The organism is Streptomyces sp. NPDC021749 (genome assembly GCF_040640655.1).
Taxonomy (GTDB): Bacteria; Actinomycetota; Actinomycetes; order Streptomycetales; family Streptomycetaceae; genus Streptomyces.
In genome coordinates, this window is record NZ_JBFACE010000009.1 from 179,490 (window position 1) to 195,269 (window position 15,780).

The window sequence follows — 15,780 nt, forward strand, 5'->3', positions numbered from 1 at the left end:
GCCTTCACTTGACCACGCCCCGCGGCGAAATCCCCGTAACCGCCCCGGACACACCGGCAAAACCCCCGGTCGCCGCGACGTCCGGTGGACACCGGCCTCAGTCCCGCTGCTCCTGCTCATCGAGCGGCCAGTTCCGCTTCTCGCACAGCCGTGCCACCCTGTCGGCGAGGTCTTCGGGCACCGGAATGCCCAAGCGGCGGGCGTTCCCGATCCGGTGCCGGACGAGCCCCAGGGTCCAGTCCAGCTGCTCGTCGGTGCGTGCCGCGAATTCCTGGAGCGCCCGCACCATCAGCTGCTGCCGGTCGATGCCCACGACGTCCTCTGTCATGGGCGCTGAACCTACCCGGGCCCGCTGCCCCGGTACACCGCTGGACGCAGAAGTTATCCGACTGCTACCCCGGGGACAGACGTCTGCAATGCGGCGGCGTCTGCCGCTCAGGCCCCTGGTGGCGGGTGGGTACGGTCGGTCTCGCGCGGAGGAAGGCCGGCCAGCCCGGTTTCGCGCATGATCCGGTCGACCCTCTGCTCAAGGGTGCTGTCGGCGTCGATGACGGTCTCCAGGCCGCCGGGCAGCAGGTCGCGCTCGCGGAACCAGGTACGCACCTCCCGCTCGCCGACTTCGGCCGCCTCGGGCTTGGTGGCGTGCCGGGCGAGGGGCTCGGAAGCGACACGCCAGGTGCTGCCCAGCCGGGCGCTCGACGTCATCGGCCACCCTCCCGTGGTCGCCCATGGGTTCGATCTCGAAGCCACGACCGAGGGCCGCTACGACAGTGCGCAACTCGCTTTGCGGGGGTTGGCCTTCGCCGAGGCGGCCCATTGATCGACGCCCGCGCCCTTGGCTACCGGCACCCGTGGGCCACTTTTTTCGCCGCGCCGATTGTGGCAGGCGTACCCGGCGGCGCGTTTTCGACTGTCGTGCGCCCTCCCCCTAACCGGATCGAGGGTCGGGTTCCGGAAGCGCAGTTCAAAACGTTTCGTTGCCGCGGAATTTACTCGCTGAATTCGATTCACTTTTTACGAAGCCATTTACCTGGCAGATCGATGCATTGGCCATCTTACGGCTAAGCGGAAAATCGTACTTTCCTTTTGGGGGTTGCAGAGGGGCGAGGACCCGCCACTAGCTTCGTCTGCGAACGCCCCGCCTCACCGTTCCGGGCTCCCGATGGGCCCGGGCACCGGTACGGCCGTGGGCCGGCATGCCCGGCTGCACGGCCTGACCAGGGAGGCGGACGCGACCAACGATGGAGGAGACGCCATGAAGAAGGCTTACGAAGCACCGACCCTCGTCCGCCTCGGGACGTTCCGGAAGAAGACCGGACTCCTGAACAGCTCCGGCAACGACCGTCTCGTCCTGAGCAAGAACTGACCGCGGACGGCTGACGGATCGTTGAATCGAATCCATGGCTGATTCGCACCAGAGCAAGGGACCGGGCCCCGGCGACGCGCACTTCGCGGTCTTTTCCGACCGCGCGGATGCGGCCGCCGTGGCCCGCTCCTGCTCCTTCTCACGCCCAGGAACCCGCACCCTGACCCATGAATCGGGCCGGCCGTGGCTGGTCGGTCACTGGGATGACGGCGAAATCGTCACCGCACGCGCCGGCCGGGCGGCGCTCGCCGTCATCGGGTGCTGTCCGACCGACCCGGCCCAACTCCAGTGGTACGCCGGCAAGTTGAGGGACCTCGTCGAGCTCGACGAACTGGCGCGCACACTGCCCGGGAGCTTCCATCTCGTCGGCGCGCTCGACGGGCGGCTCAGGGTGCAGGGCACGGCGTCCGGCCTCCGGCTGGTGTTCCATGCCGCCGTCGACGGGATCCAGGTCGCCGCCACCAGCGCGGACGTCCTCGCGGACGCGCTCGGCGCCGGTCCGGACGTGGCACAGCTGGCCGTTCGGCTGTTGTGGCCGGTGCCCCATCCGTTGTCCGAGGCGCCGATGTTTCCGGGGGTCACGGCCGTAGCTCCGCACGATGCGCTGATCGTCGCGGCGGACGGGCGGACCGTGCGGCGGTCCCGCTGGTGGACACCGCCCGAACCCACACGCTCACTCGCCGACGGTGCGCCCGCCGTGCGGGAGGCGCTGGCCGCGGCCGTCGATGCCCGCACCGAACAGGGCGGCGTGGTCAGTTGTGACCTTTCCGGCGGGCTGGACTCCACCTCGATCTGCTTCCTGGCCGCGCGGTCGTCGGCCCGGGTGGTGGCCAGCACCTGGCCCGGACGCGATCCCGCCGACACCGACCTGCACTGGGCGGAACAGGCCGCCGGCTTCCTCCCGGACGTCGAACACGTCGTCTGGGACGCCGATGACTCGCCGCTGGTCTACACCGACCTGCTCGACATCGACGACCTGCTGGACGAACCGACCATCGGCGTGATGGACCGCTCCCGGGTACTGCACCACCTGCCGGGGCTGGCCGAACGGGGCAGCCGGCTGCACCTGACCGGTATCGGCGGCGACCACGTGGCGTGGTGCTCCGAGGCCTACTACCACCGGTTGCTGCGGACCCGTCCGCTCTTCGCCGTGCGCCAGCTGCGCGGGTTCCGGGCCCTGTGGGAGTGGCCGCTCGGCGGCACCGTACGGGCGCTGGCCGATTCCCGGCCGTACGGGAAGTGGCTGGCCGACGCCGGCCAGCGGCTGCGCGGTCCGCAGCCGCCGTCCGTTGCCGGCAGTCTCGGCTGGGGAATGACCCCCCGGCTGTTCGACTGGGTCAGCCCGGACGCGGAACGGCTGGCCGGGGAGGCGCTGCGCGCGGCGGCCGGGCGGGCCACTCCCCTGCACCGGGACCGCGGGCTGCACACCGACCTGGAACAGATCCGTTCCTGCACCCGCATCATCCGGCAGTGGGACCGGATGGCCGCACGAGCCGGGGTGCCCATGGCGTCGCCGTTCTTCGACGACCGGGTGATCGAGGCATGTCTCACGGTCCGCCCCGGTGAGCGCGTCACGCCCTGGCGCTACAAACCCCTGCTGGCCACCGCCATGCAGGGCGTCGTACCGGATGTGTGCCTGCGGCGCGGCAACAAGGCCGAGGCCTCGATGGACGCCTCGAACGGGCTGCGGGAACACCGCGGCGACCTGATGGCGCTCTGGGAGGACTCCCGGCTGGAACAGCTCGGGCTGGTGGACGGCGACGCCCTGCGCCGGCTGGCCCGGCGCCCCTCCGCGCCCGGACTGCGTGACGCGATCCTGTACTCGACCATCGCCTGCGAAGTGTGGCTGCGCGGCCTCGCCCGCGCCACCGAGCCCGGCACCACCCACCACACGGTCTCGCCCGCCTCTTAGGCACGTCCTCAGCGGGCCACGACAGAAAGGCTCTCACCATGGCACTGCGGTTCGGCGCCGATGTCTCCACGGCGGAGACCGACTACGGCACAGTACTTCTCGACGAGCGCAGCGGGGACTACTGGGAGCTCAACCCCACCGGAACGCTGGTGGTCAGGACCCTGCTGGACGGCGGCGAGGAAGGGGACGCCGTCGACGCACTGGTCGCGCGGTTCGACATCGACCGGGCGCAGGCGGCACAGGACGTCGCCACGCTGGTCCAGGAACTGCGGGCGTCCGGGCTGGCCGTATGACGACCCCGAGCGCACTGGACCGGCCGGCCGGGGTCCCCTTCACCCGACGGCTCGCCGCCCGCATCGTCCTGCTGCCCGCCCTCGCCCTGGCCCTCCTGCCACCGCGCCGGCTCCGGGCGGTCCTCTCCCTCGTCCGCCGCGGTGCCACACCCGCCTCCACCGCCCAGGCCGCGGCGGCGCGCGACGCGATGTGTGCGGCGAGCCTGCGCTGCGCCGGCCCCCGCGGCTGTCTGCCGCGCTCCCTGGGCGCCGCCCTGCTCTGCCGGCTGCGCGGCACGTGGCCCACCTGGTGCACGGGGGTGCGGGTGGTGCCCCCGTTCACCGCGCACGCCTGGATCGAGGCGGAGGGCCGCCCGGTGGCCGAAGGGGTGCCGGACGGCTACTTCACCCGCCTCATGGCCGTCGCGCCGGTGAGCCGGACGGACACATGACCGCCGCCAGCGGCAAGGTGCCGGCCTCGCCCGGCTCACAGCAGTCCGCATCCGGCGGGAGCCGGTCCACCCGGGCCGCGGTGGTCACCTTGTTCCGGCTGACCGCGGGCCACCGGTCCTCGATCGCCGTCGCGACCGCGCTCACCATGGTCGGCTCCGGCCTCGGGCTGGCCCAGCCGCTCGTCGCGAAGCACATCGTGGACGGGAGCGGCCGAGGGCCCGTCCCATGGCCCCTGTTGCTGCTGCTCACCGCGCTCTTCGGGGCCGAGGCCGCGACCGGCGCGGTGGGGCGCTTCCTGCTGGAGCGCACGGGCGAGGGCGTGGTGCGCGGGCTGCGCCACGGGCTGGTGGCGCGGCTGCTGCGTCTGGAGATGAGGGAGTACGACCGGCACCGCAGCGGCGATCTGATCTCGCGGGTCACCGCCGACACCACCCTCCTGCGCGAGGTGGTGGCGCAGGCGCTGTCGGACCTGGTGTCCGGTGCGCTGGTCGGGGCGGGCGCGCTGGTGCTCATGGTGTGGCTCGACCCGCTGTTGCTGCTCCTGATCGCCGTGACCATCGCCGCCGCGTCGGGTGTCGTGGCCTCGCTGTTGAAGGGCATCCGGGCCGCCTCGGAGCGCATGCAGGACTCGGTCGGCGCGATCTGTGCCGACCTGGAGCGCGCACTCGGCGCCCTGCCGATGGTGCGGGTGCACCGTGCCGAGGACCGCGAGGCGCGGCGCATCGGGGAGCGGGTCGAATCGGCGTACCGCGCGGGCGTGCGGACCGCGAAACTGGCGTCGATGATGAGTCCGGCGGTCGAACTCGCCGTCCAGGGTTCGTTCCTGCTCGTCCTGGTCATCGGCGGTCTGCGGGTGAACGGCCGGGCCAACTCGCTCGGCGATCTGGTCGCCTTTCTCCTGTACGCGTCCTATCTGGTCCTGCCGCTGTCCTCGGCGTTCCGGGCGGTCGGCCTGATCCAGCGCGGCATGGGGGCGTACCAGCGGATCGAGCAGGTGCTGACCCTGCCCGCGGAACCCGGGGAGCCCGCGGAACCCGGGGAGCCCGCGGAACCCGGGGAGTCCAGGGAGCCCGCAGAGCCCGCCGAGCGGGAGAAGGCGGCCGTCGGTGCCCGTCCGTCCCGGCGGGCGGGGCCGCCCGGGAGGGACGCGGTACCGGCACTCGTCCTGCGTGACGTCCATTTCGGCTACGACCCGCGCCGCCCGGTGCTGCGCGGTGTCTCCTTCGACGTCCCGCACCGCCGGCAGGTCGCCCTGGTCGGCCGGTCGGGGGCGGGCAAGAGCACGCTCTTCGCGCTGGTGGCCAGGTTCTACGAACCGGACGCCGGGACCCTGCTGTTCGACGGCCGGCCCGCGCCCGCCCTCGGCCGCGCGAAGTGCCGGGCCCGTATCGCCGTCGTCGACCAGAACACCCACGTCGTGCACGGGACGCTGCGGGACAACCTCACCTACGCCGTCCCCGGTGCCGACGACGACGAGGTCCGGCGCGTCATCGAACTCACCCAGCTGGAAGAAGTGGTGGCACGGCTGCCCGGAGGACTGTCCGGCGTGCTCGGTGAACGCGGCGGCACCCTGTCGGGCGGTGAACGGCAACGGGTCGCCCTCGCCCGTGCCCTGCTCGCGCGGCCGTCACTGCTCCTGCTCGACGAGCCGACCGCGCATCTGGACGCCCTCAACGAGGCGGCGCTGACCCGGGTGATGAAGGACGTCGCCCAGGAGTGCGCCGTGCTGGTGATCGCGCACCGGCTCTCCACGGTGCAGCACGCCGACCGGATCGTGGTGCTCGAAGACGGCCGTACCGCTGCCTCCGGGCACCACGAGGAACTGCTCACCACCAGCCCCGTCTACCGCCGCCTGGCCGCCGGCCAGATGCTGCGCGCGACCGGCGCGACGCCGCCCGCCCCGGCCGTACCCCCTGCCCCGCCCGGCCCGGAGTGACGGCGTGGGCCTTTGGTGCGAGCCTGACGCCCCGTCAACTGGGCTCAACCTGACGGCCCCTCAACTTGGTTCGCTGGGACGGCCGTTCACGCCGTGATCGTCAGTACCTCGTCCACCGGACGTCGTGGTGTGCGGGGTCCCTGCGGGCCGTACCCCAGGCGGAGGAGCATGTGCACGTGACCGGATCCCGTGACGGGGTCGCGGAGGATCCATCGCAGGTCCGGCCATTCGACGGGCTGGGTCGCGAACGAACCGGCGACTCCCTCGGCGGTGGCCACGAGCAGGACGCGTTCGAGTGCCTGGCCGGCGCGCAGCCAGTCGGCGGGGCCGTCCCCGGCGGTGCTGAGCGACGCCAGTTGGGGGTGCTTCTCGAAGTCTGCGTAGCCGCGGTCGGGCGTGGCGTGCCGGCCGGCGAAGTCCCTGACGGGAGTGGAGCCGGCACGCTTGCGGGGGCCGAAGGCGTAGGCCGGGATGCCGTCCTCGGTGGACGGTCCGGTGTCGGCGTCGCGGGTCCAGCTGGCTTGTTCGGCGTCCCGGGCGTCGTCCATGCGGTTGTAGCCCTCGGCGTGCTTGATCAGGTCCAGTACGGTGTCGCGGTGCGCGGCGGTGAGGAAGCTCAGCTGGGCGCCTTCCCGGGCCGCGGCGTCGGTCAGCGCGGTGCGGACGGCCTCCGGGATCTGCCGCTCGGTGAAGGGGTAGCGGCTGGTGTGGCGCTCGCGGATCGCGGGGTGGAGGTCGGGGAGGGCTTCGTCGGCGCGGCCGTGCGGATCGTCCAGGCGCACGGTCGCCAGCAGTGCCGGGGTGTGCGGGTCGGGCAGGAGCGTGGTCCAGGTGCGGTGGCCGGCATGGGCCGCGGCCACCCGTAGGTTCAGCAGCGCCGCTCCGCAGCCCAGGTGCATGCCGCGGGTGGTCGGATCGGCCTGGGGCATCGCGCGGTCCAGGTCGGCGGTGAGGGTGAAGGTGCGGCTGTGGCGGGCGTAGCCGAAGCGCCACGGCTGGGCGTTGTGCATGGACGGCGCGCTGACCGCATCGGCGACCAGGCTCGTGACCAGGGTGTCGTCGAGGATCTTGGTGAACACCGGGTGCCTCCCGGAGCGGCGGGCAGGGGATCGCTGAACCTCTCCAGCATCGTGGTCGTGCCGGGCTGGCATCAGGGGCCGTAGGGCCCTGTCCATGGGCCACCCGGGCCTTTCGGGCCTGCCGGCCACCGCGCGGGGGCCGATCGGCTCATCCCCCGCCCGGTCCCCCGCGGCCAGGCTGGAGAAGCACCCGGGCACGCAGCCGGCGGGTGAGCACCGCGCCCAGGTCCGCCCGGGCGGAAGGAGCCGGAGATGGAACACCGCACGATCAGCGAGCTCATGACCAGGAAGGTCGTCAGCGTGCAGCTCGATACGCCGTTCAAGGACATCGCGCAGGTACTGGCCGACAACGCGGTGAGCGCGGTACCGGTCCTCGATGCCCTCGGCCGGCCCGCCGGCATCGTTTCGGAGGCCGACCTGCTGCGGAAGGCGGCCGACCGGTCCGACCTCTCCGGCAGGACGCCCATGCCCCACCTGGAGGCGTGGGAGCGGGCCCGGGCCGAGGGGCGCACCGCCGCCGAGCTGATGTCCGCGCCGGCAGTGTGTGCGCACCCGGAGTGGACGGTGGTGGAGGCGGCGCGGCTGATGGAGGTCCAGAACGTCAAGCGGCTGCCCGTGGTCGACGAGGCGGACGTGCTGCTGGGCATCGTCAGCCGGAGCGACCTCCTGCGCGTCTTCCTGCGCAAGGACAAGGCCATCGAGGATGAGATCGCCCGGGAGGTCATCGGACGCACCGCGCGCCTCGGTGCGGCGGGCGTGACCGCCGATGTGGCGGGCGGCCAGGTCACGCTGCACGGTTCGGTGGACGATCCGCTGCTGATCCCCGTCCTCGTGCGGATGTGCGCCGGCGTCGACGGCGTCGTCTCGGTCTCCGAGGAGCTGCGGCCGGCCGTGGCCGCCGATGCGGCCGGACCCGCCGGATCCCCCGGGCGGAGACCGGCCCACGCGTGACGAGCCTTGCCGAAGGGAGGTGTGCACGATGACGCACAAGCAGCCCGATCCCCCGTCGGAGCCGGTTCGGACAAGCAGTGACCTCGGCCGGCGCGCGGCGCTGCGCCGGCAGCAGTTGGGGCTGACCCGGGAGGAGGTCGCGGCGCGGACCGCCGCCTCGCCGGAGTACCTCCGGTACGTGGAGGAGAGCGCTGCCGAGCCGGGTATCGGATTCCTGCTGCGCCTCGCCGGTGCGCTGGACACGACGGCGGCCGAGCTCGCCGGGGGGACGGTGGATCTTCCGGCCGGCTTCGGCACGGCGGCGGACCATCCAGAGGTGCTGGTCCTCAGCTCTAGCGAGTGCCGTCGTCTGCTCTCCACCCATGGGGTCGGCAGGGTGGCGGTGACCGTCGACGGCACGCCCGCGATATTCCCCGTGAACTACACCGTCGCCGACGAGGTGATCGCCTACCGCACCGCGCCGGAATCCGGCCCGGCTGCCGCGGCCGGCCGGGAGGTCGCGCTGGAGGTCGACCACCTCGACGAGGCCTTCAGCCAGGGGTGGAGCGTCCTGGTCGTCGGGCCCGCCCATGCGGTCACCAACGTCGCCGAGTGCCGCCGGCTGGACGAGCACGCGCACACCGGCCCCTGGATCGGCGACGGGCGCCACCTCTGGATCTCGCTCCATCCGATCCGGATCACCGGACGGCGCATCCGCGTCATGGGGGCTCGTGCGCCCTCGACGACCACGTCGTGATCATCGCGCCGTCCGCTTGCGGCAGAACGGGCAGGGCGTCCGGTCGTCCTTCGGCGTGCGTGTCCGGGGCGGCGACGCCCGCCCCGCCATCCGGCCCCCGCCGGGGCCCACTCGGCCCATGGGCTCCGTCCCGGTCCGCAGCGATGCTGGAATCAGGAAGCCGGTATCCGAGCCCTGGCCGCGGAGGTACGTCATGGGCGGGTCTGTTGTCGTAGGTCTGGACGGCACCGGGAACAGCGTGCCGGCGGTGCGCTGGGGGGCCGCCGAGGCGGCGGCCCGCGGCCTTCCGCTGCACCTCCTCCATTCCTGGGTCTCGCAGCCGCCGGTCCTCCCCGGTGCCCGGGGAGCCACGGACCGCAAGCACTACGGGGACGAGGTGCTCGGCGCGGCCGAAGCCATGGCGCACGAGCTGCATCCGGACGTCCCGGTGACGACCGAGCAGGTCGCGGAGCAAGCGGTCGACGCGTTGGTGGACCGCAGTCCTCTGGCCACGATGATGGTGCTCGGCTCGCGCAGCCACGGCGCCATCGCCGGCTTCCTGCTCGGCTCGGTCAGCCTGCACGTGCTCGGGCGCGCGGAGTGCCCGGTGGTGACCGTACGCGAGGAGGAGACCGCGGCCTACGGGCGGCCCGAAGTCGTGGTCGGCGTCCAGGAAGCCGGCTCGCGGGGCGAGGCGGTGCTGGAGTTCGCGTTCACCGCCGCCGAGGCCCATCACACGCGCCTGCGGGCCGTGCGGGCGTGGGAGCCACCCGTGGTGGAGTGCGTGCCCACCACCGTGGCCCCGCCGGACGAAGCGGAGCTCGCGGCCGAGGAGGAGCGGAAGCTCGCCGGCGTTCTGGCGCCCTGGCGGGCGAAGTTCCCCGGCGTCGACGTGGTCGCGGACCTCCAACGGGGCCGGATCGCCCCGGTCCTGCTGCAGTCCTGCTCCCGGGCGAGTCTGCTGGTCGTGGGGCGGCGTTTGCAGCGGACGCCGATGCTGCTCGGCCCCGTCGTGTTCGCCGTGCTGCACCATTCCCGCTGCCCCGTGGCGGTCGTGCCGCGGATCTGAACGGCCGCGGGACACACCGCGGGACACGCCGCACGGGCGGGTCCCGGGGCAGTCTCAGTCGCCCGGGGCCATCTCAGTCGTGGGGCACCACGGCCACCGGGCACGTGGCATGGTGCATCGCGGCGTGCGCGACCGGCCCGACCCGGGGTGCGAGGAACGGATGGTGCCTCCTCCGGCCGACGACCAGGAGCTCGGCGCCCGGCACCGTCTGCACCATGGCCCGGGTCGGGCTCTCCGGCAGCACGGTCAGGCGCACCGGTACGTCGGGGAAGCGCTCCCGCCACGGGCGGATCGCCTCCCTCAGCTCACCGTCCGCCTCCTTGGTGACTTCCTCCGCGACGTCCGGTTCGATCCCCCACGGCACATAGGCGGCAGCCGGCAGGGCGCGTCCGTGCACGGCCTGCAGCGGCAGGCCACGGCTCGCCGCGATGTCGAAGGCGAAGTCCAGGAGGGGGTCGCAGGGCCCATGCAGGCTCATCCCGACGACGATGCGCGGCTCCGCGACCTCGGACCCGGATCGCGGTGCCTCCGCGGACCAGCCGCCGCGGACGAGCACGACCGGCCGATCGGCCTGGCCCACCACGTCCAGGCTGACATCGCCCAGCACATAGCTCTCCCATGCCGTCAGCGCACGGGTCCCGAGCACGACCATCCGCGAATCGTTCGCCGCGTACAACAGCGCCGGCAGCGCCTCCGAACCGACCAGGTCCTCGATGACCTGTACCTGGGGATGGCGGTCGTGCACCTCTTCGCGTGCCCGGCCCACGAGCTGCCGGGCGCGGGCGTTCTGGTCGCGCTCGGGGGGTGTGTCGGGGGCCTCGGCGGCCAGCAGGATCCAGGCGTGCAGAAGCCGCAGCACACAATCCCGTCGGTCCGCCTCGTCGGCTGCCCATCGTGCCGCTGCCAGACTCTCCGTAGAGCCGTCGAGCCCCACGGTGATCACTTCCGGCTCCATGGCTGTCCTTCTTCCACGGCGGAGAGGGGGTACGGGTCGCAACACACCCGTTCCACGTGACGAGCCTGCGGTATGCCCGCCCGGCCGACTATGAGCCGAAGGGTGCCGTCAGGGGGCCGAACGGCCCACCTCCGCGGTGTCCGCGGGGCCGGCGCCGCGCAGGCTCGGCGCGAACGTGCCCGGCCCGCCGCGGTCACTACCGTAGAAGGTGGCCGCGGACGCCGGAACGACCACTGCGGAGGACATCGTGGGCGGCGAGAGGCCCGACCGAGCCGACGGGACGCACCCGAGCCTGGGCGCGCTGCCGGACGATCTGCAAAAGCGGCTGCGCGCCGTCGAACCCAGCACGGCCAGGTCGCCGCATCTGCTGCTCGAAGCGGTCATGTCCGTGGGCGGCGGGCTGGAGCTGTCGCAGGTGCTGCGGCGCCTCGTCGAGGTCGCGGTGGTCCTCGTGGACGCCGAGTACGGGGCGCTCGGTGTGATCGGCGAGGACACCCGGATCTCCCAGTTCCTGACCGTCGGAATCCCCGACGCGCAGGCCGAGGCCATCGGCCATTTTCCGGAGGGGCACGGAATTCTGGGCGAGCTGATCCGCCACCCCGCGCCGCTGCGCCTGACGGAGATCGGCGATCATCCCGCATCGTACGGATTCCCGCCGGGCCACCCGCCGATGCACTCCTTCCTCGGGGTGCCGATCCGGGTCGGTGACGAGGTGTTCGGCAATCTCTACCTCACCGAGAAGCGCGGCGGCCGTCCCTTCGACGCCGCGGACGAGACGGTGCTCGCGACGCTGGCCGTGGCAGCCGGTGTCGCCATCGAGCACGCCCGTCTGTACGACGAGGTCCGCTACCGGGGGCGGTGGATGGAGGCCAACGGTGAGATCGTCGCCGGTCTGCTGCCCGGCCCGGACGAGAACGACGTGATCGAAATGATCCTCGACCACGCGGTGCGCATTCTGGCGGCGGATCTCGGCGCACTGGCGCTGCCGGTCGATGACGCCCACGTGGGTGTCGCGCTCGCCGTCGGCGTGCAGGCCGACGCCCATCGCGGCCTGGTCCTCCCGCTCAACGGCTCCTTCGTCGGTACGGCGCTCCGCACCGGGCAGCCGCTGACCAGCCTCGATGTCGAGCATGACCCGAGGATCACCGCTGGTCCGCCCCGCTGGAGCGGTCTGGGGCCGGCGATCGCCGTCCCGATGATCACCGGCGACCGGGTGTTGGGCGCGCTGCTGCTGGCCCGGCTCCGCGGCCGCGATCCGTTCACCGAGCCGGAGACCAGGCCGCTGGTGACGTTCGCGGGCCAGGCGGCCCTCGCCATGGAGATGGCCGACCAGCGCCGGGCCGCCGAACAGCTGGCGCTGCTGAAGGACCATGAACGCATCGCGCGCGACCTGCACGATCTGGCCATTCAGCGCCTCTTCGCCACGGGCATGACGCTGCAGAGCTCCTTGCGTTTCGTCGATCATCCGGAGGCCCGTGAACGGCTGTTGCGGGCGGTGGACGATCTGGACGAGACGATCAAGATCATTCGTTCCACCATCTTCGGGCTCCGCGCGCACGAGTCCGCCCGTGTCTCCCACGGCCTGCGGGCCCGCGCCGTCGGTGCCGTGGAACGGGCCGCCGACACTCTGGGCTTCGCACCCGCGCTCCGCATGGAAGGGCTCCTGGACACCCGGGTGCCTGCGGAGATCTCCGAGCAGGTACTGGCCGTGCTCGACGAGGCGCTGAGCAATACCGCGCGGCATGCTCACGCCCGTACCGCGACCGTGTCCCTGGTCCTCCGCGACCGGACGCTGAGCCTGACCGTCCAGGACGACGGGGTCGGCATCCCGGCGGACGGCCGGCGCAGCGGTTTGCGCAACCTGGCCGAGCGGGCCGAGGGCCTGGGTGGCGCGATGGCCGTCGAGGCACCGGCGGAGGGCGGCACCCGGCTGGTGTGGCGGGTGCCGATGCCCGCGGAGTAGCGCGCGTCCGGCTGTCTCGGCCGCGCGTCGCACGCCTCAGACGTACCGCCTCAATCGTGCTGCCGGCCGGTCACCGCGTCCGTGGCGGGCGGGGCCTGGGTGGCGAGGACGGCCGCCTGGATGCGCCGCTCCACCCCCAGCTTGGCCAGCATGCGGGAGATGTGGTTCTTGACGGTCTTCTCCGAAAGGTAGAGCCGTTTGCCTATTTGACGGTTCGTCAGCCCTGCGCCGATCAGGCCGAGGATCTCCGTCTCCCGTGGCGAGAGGCTCGACAGCGCACTGGCTTCGGACTCCTCATCGGCGTCCCCGCCCCGCAGCGTGTGCATCAGCCGCGTGGTCGTCGCCGGGTCGAGCATCGAGCGTCCGGAGGCGATCGTGCGCACCGCGGCGACGAGATCCGCCCCTTTGATCTCCTTCAGGACGTAGCCGGCCGCCCCGGCCATGATTGCGTCCAGCAGCGCCTCGTCGTCGTCGAACGAGGTGAGCATCAGACAGGCCAGACCCGGCATGCGTGAGCGCAACTCCCGGCAGACGGACACCCCGTCACCGTCCGGCAGCCGTACGTCGAGCACCGCGACGTCCGGCCGCAGGGCAGGTCCACGGGTCAGCGCATGGCTCGCCGTCCCCGCCTCGCCCACCACCTCGATGTCCGGTTCGGCATCCAGCAGGTCCTCCACCCCGCGACGGACCACCTCATGATCATCCACGAGGAACACGCGGATCGGCCGCTGCGGTGAGAAACCGTCTGCCTCGCTCATGGCGTCCTCCGGGCTGGTGGTACGGGCCGACGCCGCCTACCCCCATCGTGGATCACCCCCGAGGGGCGCGCCAGATCCGGACGGCCTCTCCCGGCCACGGACGACCCCGCGTGCCTTGGGGGAGGCCCTCGTCTCCTGATGAGGCCGTTCGGCTCTCGCCCGCGCTCCCCGGGTGTGCCACTCTCGGAAGGCAAGGCGAAAGAGGTCTGCCGTGCCTCTGACGAAGATCCGGTGGTTGTGGCTGCGTAACCCGCTCAAGCGCGGCACGGACGTGGCCGAGTCCTGGCTGCTCCTGCTCACGGGAGCGCTGATCGCGGTGCTGTGCCCGGCCGCCGGGGTGACGGCCGCCGGTGTCGTGAGCCACGCGGCCGAGCAGCAGAGCCGCGCGTCGGTGCCGGTGTCCGCGGTCCTCACGGAGGACGCCCCCACCGTCATCGGGGTGGATTCCCCGGGCGGCACCGCCGGCCGGGTCCATGCCACGGTGCGGTGGACGGCCGGGGACGGCACGGTGCGGACCGGAGTGACGGCCGTGAAACCCGGCCTGCAGGCCGGCGACCGGACCACGGCACGGGTCGACCGGCACGGCTCCCTGCTGAGGGACCCGGTCACTCCCGGAGACGCCGTCGTCCAGAGCGTCGCGGTCGGCATCGTGGCCGCCTCCACGACGGGCCTGCTGCTGATCGGTGCGGACAAGGCCGGAGTCGTCCTGCTGAACCATCGGCGTTACGCCCAGTGGGAGAAGGACTGGGCGGAAACCGACGCCCAGGGGCGGCACCGGCAGTCCTGAACCACGGAGGCTCGAACCACGGCGGCCCCCGGCCCCCGGCCCCGGCGCCGCTAGGTGGGCTGACGGTACGGTTCGTCCCGCGCCGAGGTCAGGCGACTGACCACCGCTGTGACACCGTCGACCTGCCGCGTCATCTGCACCGCAACGGCCACCGCACCGCTGCTCTCCAGATGCCCGCTGAGGGTCACCACCCCGTCGTGGACCGCGACGTCCACGCTCTGCGGCCCCAGCCACAGCGCCCGCACCACGATCTGGTCGATCACCTCCTGGCGGATGTCCGCATCCTGCCGGGCGAAGATCTGCAGGAGGTCCCGCCGGGTGACCATGCCGACCAGACGGGCCTCCTCGTCCACCACGGGCAGCCGTTCGATGCCGCTCACGCACATCAGGCGGGCGGCACGGACGACGGAGTCGTCGGCGCGGACCGTACGGGCGGGAGCCGACATCACCGCGCCGGCGGTGCGCATGCCGGAGCCGGCAGCCGCGCCCCGCCCGCGCTGGAGGTCCGTCACGGAGATGACGCCGATCACCCGGTCCTCGGCGTCCACCACGGGCAGCCCGTTGATGTCGTACTCCGCCAGCCACCGCGCGATGTCCTCGGTCGAGGTGTCACACCGTGCACTGACGACCTCGTCCGTCATCACGCTGCCGACCCGTCGGCGCTTCATCTCGGCCTCGCCTCGGGCGGTTCCGTCGGGGCCGGCGAGGCGCCCGTGACGTCGAGCCGCACGTCCACGACGCCCTCCACCGCCCGCACCAGACGGGCCGCGACGGGCAGCAGCGAGGCCGTGGGGAAACTGCCCCTGAGCGTGACCACACCGTCGGTGACCACGGCTTCCACGTCTTCGGCGGAGCCCGCGAACAGCCGGTCGATGACGTCGGAACGCACTTCCGCCGCCAGCTCCTCGTCCGAGCGCAGAAAGACCTTCAGCAGGTCGGAACGGCTCACGATCCCCTGCAGCAGCCCCTCACCATCGACCACCGGAAGCCGCTTCACCGACATGTGCGCCATCGTCCGCGCCGCCTGGGCGAGGGTGTCGCCGGGGTGCACCGTCAGGGCCGGCGCACTCATCAGGTCCCGGGCCGTCACACCGCCGGCCTTCCGCACGTCGTCCAACCGCCCCGCCTGTTCGAGACGGCTGGGCTCACTGCCCCGGAACTCTTCCTTCGGCAACAGGTCGGCTTCGGAGACGACGCCGATCACCCGCCCTTCACCGGCCAGCACGGGCAGCGCGCTGACCTTCCACCGCTCCATGGTCTCGACGATCTCCTTGAACCGTGCTTCCTGTCCGACGGCCACCACGGCCCGGGTCATGACATCGCTGACGGTGTGCGGAGAGTGCTCCATGACGCCTCCTCGATACGGACCGCAGAGGCACGACCGGAGTGACAACCTCCAGCCTGCTGCCGTCCGCCCTCGCCGGGCAGGGGCCGTCCGGCCCCTCATCGGGCCGGACGGCAGGTCCCTGATGCCCTGCGCCACCTCGCCCCGTGCCGCGCACCCGACCGGAGACTCCGGCTCCGTTCAGGCCACTCGGCCGAGCCGGGAACCGGCGTTTCCCCG

Annotated in this window: 17 protein-coding genes; 10 read left to right on the forward strand and 7 right to left on the reverse strand. The window is 72.5% G+C overall.

Going from position 1 to position 15,780, the window contains the following annotated elements; translation table 11 throughout:
* Window positions 1-97: 97 nt before the first annotated feature.
* Window positions 98-328 carry a hypothetical protein gene (locus AB0G35_RS12050; protein WP_360947454.1) on the reverse strand — a complete coding sequence of 77 codons (231 nt, stop codon included), beginning with the start codon at window positions 326-328 and terminating at the stop codon, window positions 98-100.
* A 107-nt stretch (window positions 329-435) separates the two neighbouring features.
* Entirely contained in the window at window positions 436-705 is a 270-nt protein-coding gene (locus AB0G35_RS12055; RefSeq protein WP_360947456.1) for a hypothetical protein, read from the reverse strand.
* Between the two features lie 550 nt (window positions 706-1,255).
* On the opposite strand from AB0G35_RS12055, the gene AB0G35_RS12060 reads away from it, so the two are divergent.
* Genes AB0G35_RS12060 through AB0G35_RS12080 form a run of 5 tightly spaced genes read left to right on the forward strand, consistent with a single transcriptional unit; the run spans window position 1,256 to window position 5,939 of the window.
* A complete protein-coding gene (locus AB0G35_RS12060) occupies window positions 1,256-1,366 on the forward strand; it encodes a keywimysin-related RiPP (protein WP_107420947.1) in 111 nt (36 codons plus the stop codon).
* Window positions 1,367-1,400: 34 nt separating this feature from the next.
* On the forward strand, window positions 1,401-3,278 hold the full coding sequence (locus tag AB0G35_RS12065; protein WP_360947458.1) for a lasso peptide isopeptide bond-forming cyclase: 1,878 nt from the start codon (window positions 1,401-1,403) through the stop codon (window positions 3,276-3,278).
* Between the two features lie 38 nt (window positions 3,279-3,316).
* Window positions 3,317-3,571: a lasso peptide biosynthesis PqqD family chaperone gene (locus tag AB0G35_RS12070; RefSeq protein ID WP_360947460.1), complete on the forward strand. Its 255-nt coding sequence runs from the start codon at window positions 3,317-3,319 to the stop codon at window positions 3,569-3,571.
* Window positions 3,568-4,002 (forward strand): lasso peptide biosynthesis B2 protein, encoded by a 435-nt coding sequence (locus AB0G35_RS12075; RefSeq protein ID WP_360947462.1) that lies wholly within the window; start codon window positions 3,568-3,570, stop codon window positions 4,000-4,002. The genes AB0G35_RS12070 and AB0G35_RS12075 overlap by 4 nt, the downstream gene beginning before the upstream one ends.
* Window positions 3,999-5,939, forward strand: a complete 1,941-nt coding sequence (locus AB0G35_RS12080) for an ABC transporter ATP-binding protein (protein ID WP_360947464.1) — start codon at window positions 3,999-4,001, stop codon at window positions 5,937-5,939. The genes AB0G35_RS12075 and AB0G35_RS12080 overlap by 4 nt, the downstream gene beginning before the upstream one ends.
* A gap of 86 nt (window positions 5,940-6,025) precedes the next feature.
* On the opposite strand, the gene AB0G35_RS12085 is transcribed toward AB0G35_RS12080, so the two are convergent.
* Entirely contained in the window at window positions 6,026-6,949 is a 924-nt protein-coding gene (locus AB0G35_RS12085; protein WP_360947568.1) for a nitroreductase, read from the reverse strand.
* Window positions 6,950-7,270: 321 nt separating this feature from the next.
* On the opposite strand from AB0G35_RS12085, the gene AB0G35_RS12090 reads away from it, so the two are divergent.
* The 3 genes from AB0G35_RS12090 (at window position 7,271) to AB0G35_RS12100 (ending at window position 9,753) form a co-directional block, all read left to right on the forward strand.
* Entirely contained in the window at window positions 7,271-7,969 is a 699-nt protein-coding gene (locus AB0G35_RS12090) for a CBS domain-containing protein (RefSeq protein WP_360947466.1), read from the forward strand.
* Between the two features lie 28 nt (window positions 7,970-7,997).
* Window positions 7,998-8,705 (forward strand): pyridoxamine 5'-phosphate oxidase family protein, encoded by a 708-nt coding sequence (locus AB0G35_RS12095; RefSeq protein ID WP_360947468.1) that lies wholly within the window; start codon window positions 7,998-8,000, stop codon window positions 8,703-8,705.
* 193 nt (window positions 8,706-8,898) lie between these two features.
* Entirely contained in the window at window positions 8,899-9,753 is an 855-nt protein-coding gene (locus tag AB0G35_RS12100; protein WP_360947470.1) for a universal stress protein, read from the forward strand.
* Window positions 9,754-9,826: 73 nt separating this feature from the next.
* Here AB0G35_RS12100 and AB0G35_RS12105 read toward each other — a convergent pair whose 3' ends face one another.
* Window positions 9,827-10,708, reverse strand: coding sequence for a universal stress protein (locus AB0G35_RS12105; RefSeq protein WP_360947472.1), 882 nt, complete (start codon window positions 10,706-10,708; stop codon window positions 9,827-9,829).
* Between the two features lie 247 nt (window positions 10,709-10,955).
* Between AB0G35_RS12105 and AB0G35_RS12110 the strand changes: the two genes are divergently transcribed.
* A complete protein-coding gene (locus AB0G35_RS12110; RefSeq protein ID WP_360947474.1) occupies window positions 10,956-12,671 on the forward strand; it encodes a GAF domain-containing protein in 1,716 nt (571 codons plus the stop codon).
* 50 nt (window positions 12,672-12,721) lie between these two features.
* Here AB0G35_RS12110 and AB0G35_RS12115 read toward each other — a convergent pair whose 3' ends face one another.
* Window positions 12,722-13,429 carry a response regulator transcription factor gene (locus AB0G35_RS12115; RefSeq protein ID WP_360947476.1) on the reverse strand — a complete coding sequence of 236 codons (708 nt, stop codon included), beginning with the start codon at window positions 13,427-13,429 and terminating at the stop codon, window positions 12,722-12,724.
* Window positions 13,430-13,640: 211 nt separating this feature from the next.
* Between AB0G35_RS12115 and AB0G35_RS12120 the strand changes: the two genes are divergently transcribed.
* A complete protein-coding gene (locus tag AB0G35_RS12120; RefSeq protein ID WP_360947478.1) occupies window positions 13,641-14,216 on the forward strand; it encodes a hypothetical protein in 576 nt (191 codons plus the stop codon).
* A 50-nt stretch (window positions 14,217-14,266) separates the two neighbouring features.
* Here AB0G35_RS12120 and AB0G35_RS12125 read toward each other — a convergent pair whose 3' ends face one another.
* Both AB0G35_RS12125 and AB0G35_RS12130 read right to left on the reverse strand, forming a co-directional pair.
* Window positions 14,267-14,884 carry a CBS domain-containing protein gene (locus tag AB0G35_RS12125; protein ID WP_360947480.1) on the reverse strand — a complete coding sequence of 206 codons (618 nt, stop codon included), beginning with the start codon at window positions 14,882-14,884 and terminating at the stop codon, window positions 14,267-14,269.
* Window positions 14,881-15,564, reverse strand: a complete 684-nt coding sequence (locus AB0G35_RS12130; RefSeq protein WP_360947482.1) for a CBS domain-containing protein — start codon at window positions 15,562-15,564, stop codon at window positions 14,881-14,883. Before AB0G35_RS12130 ends, AB0G35_RS12125 begins: the two co-directional genes overlap by 4 nt.
* Window positions 15,565-15,780 lie beyond the last annotated feature (216 nt).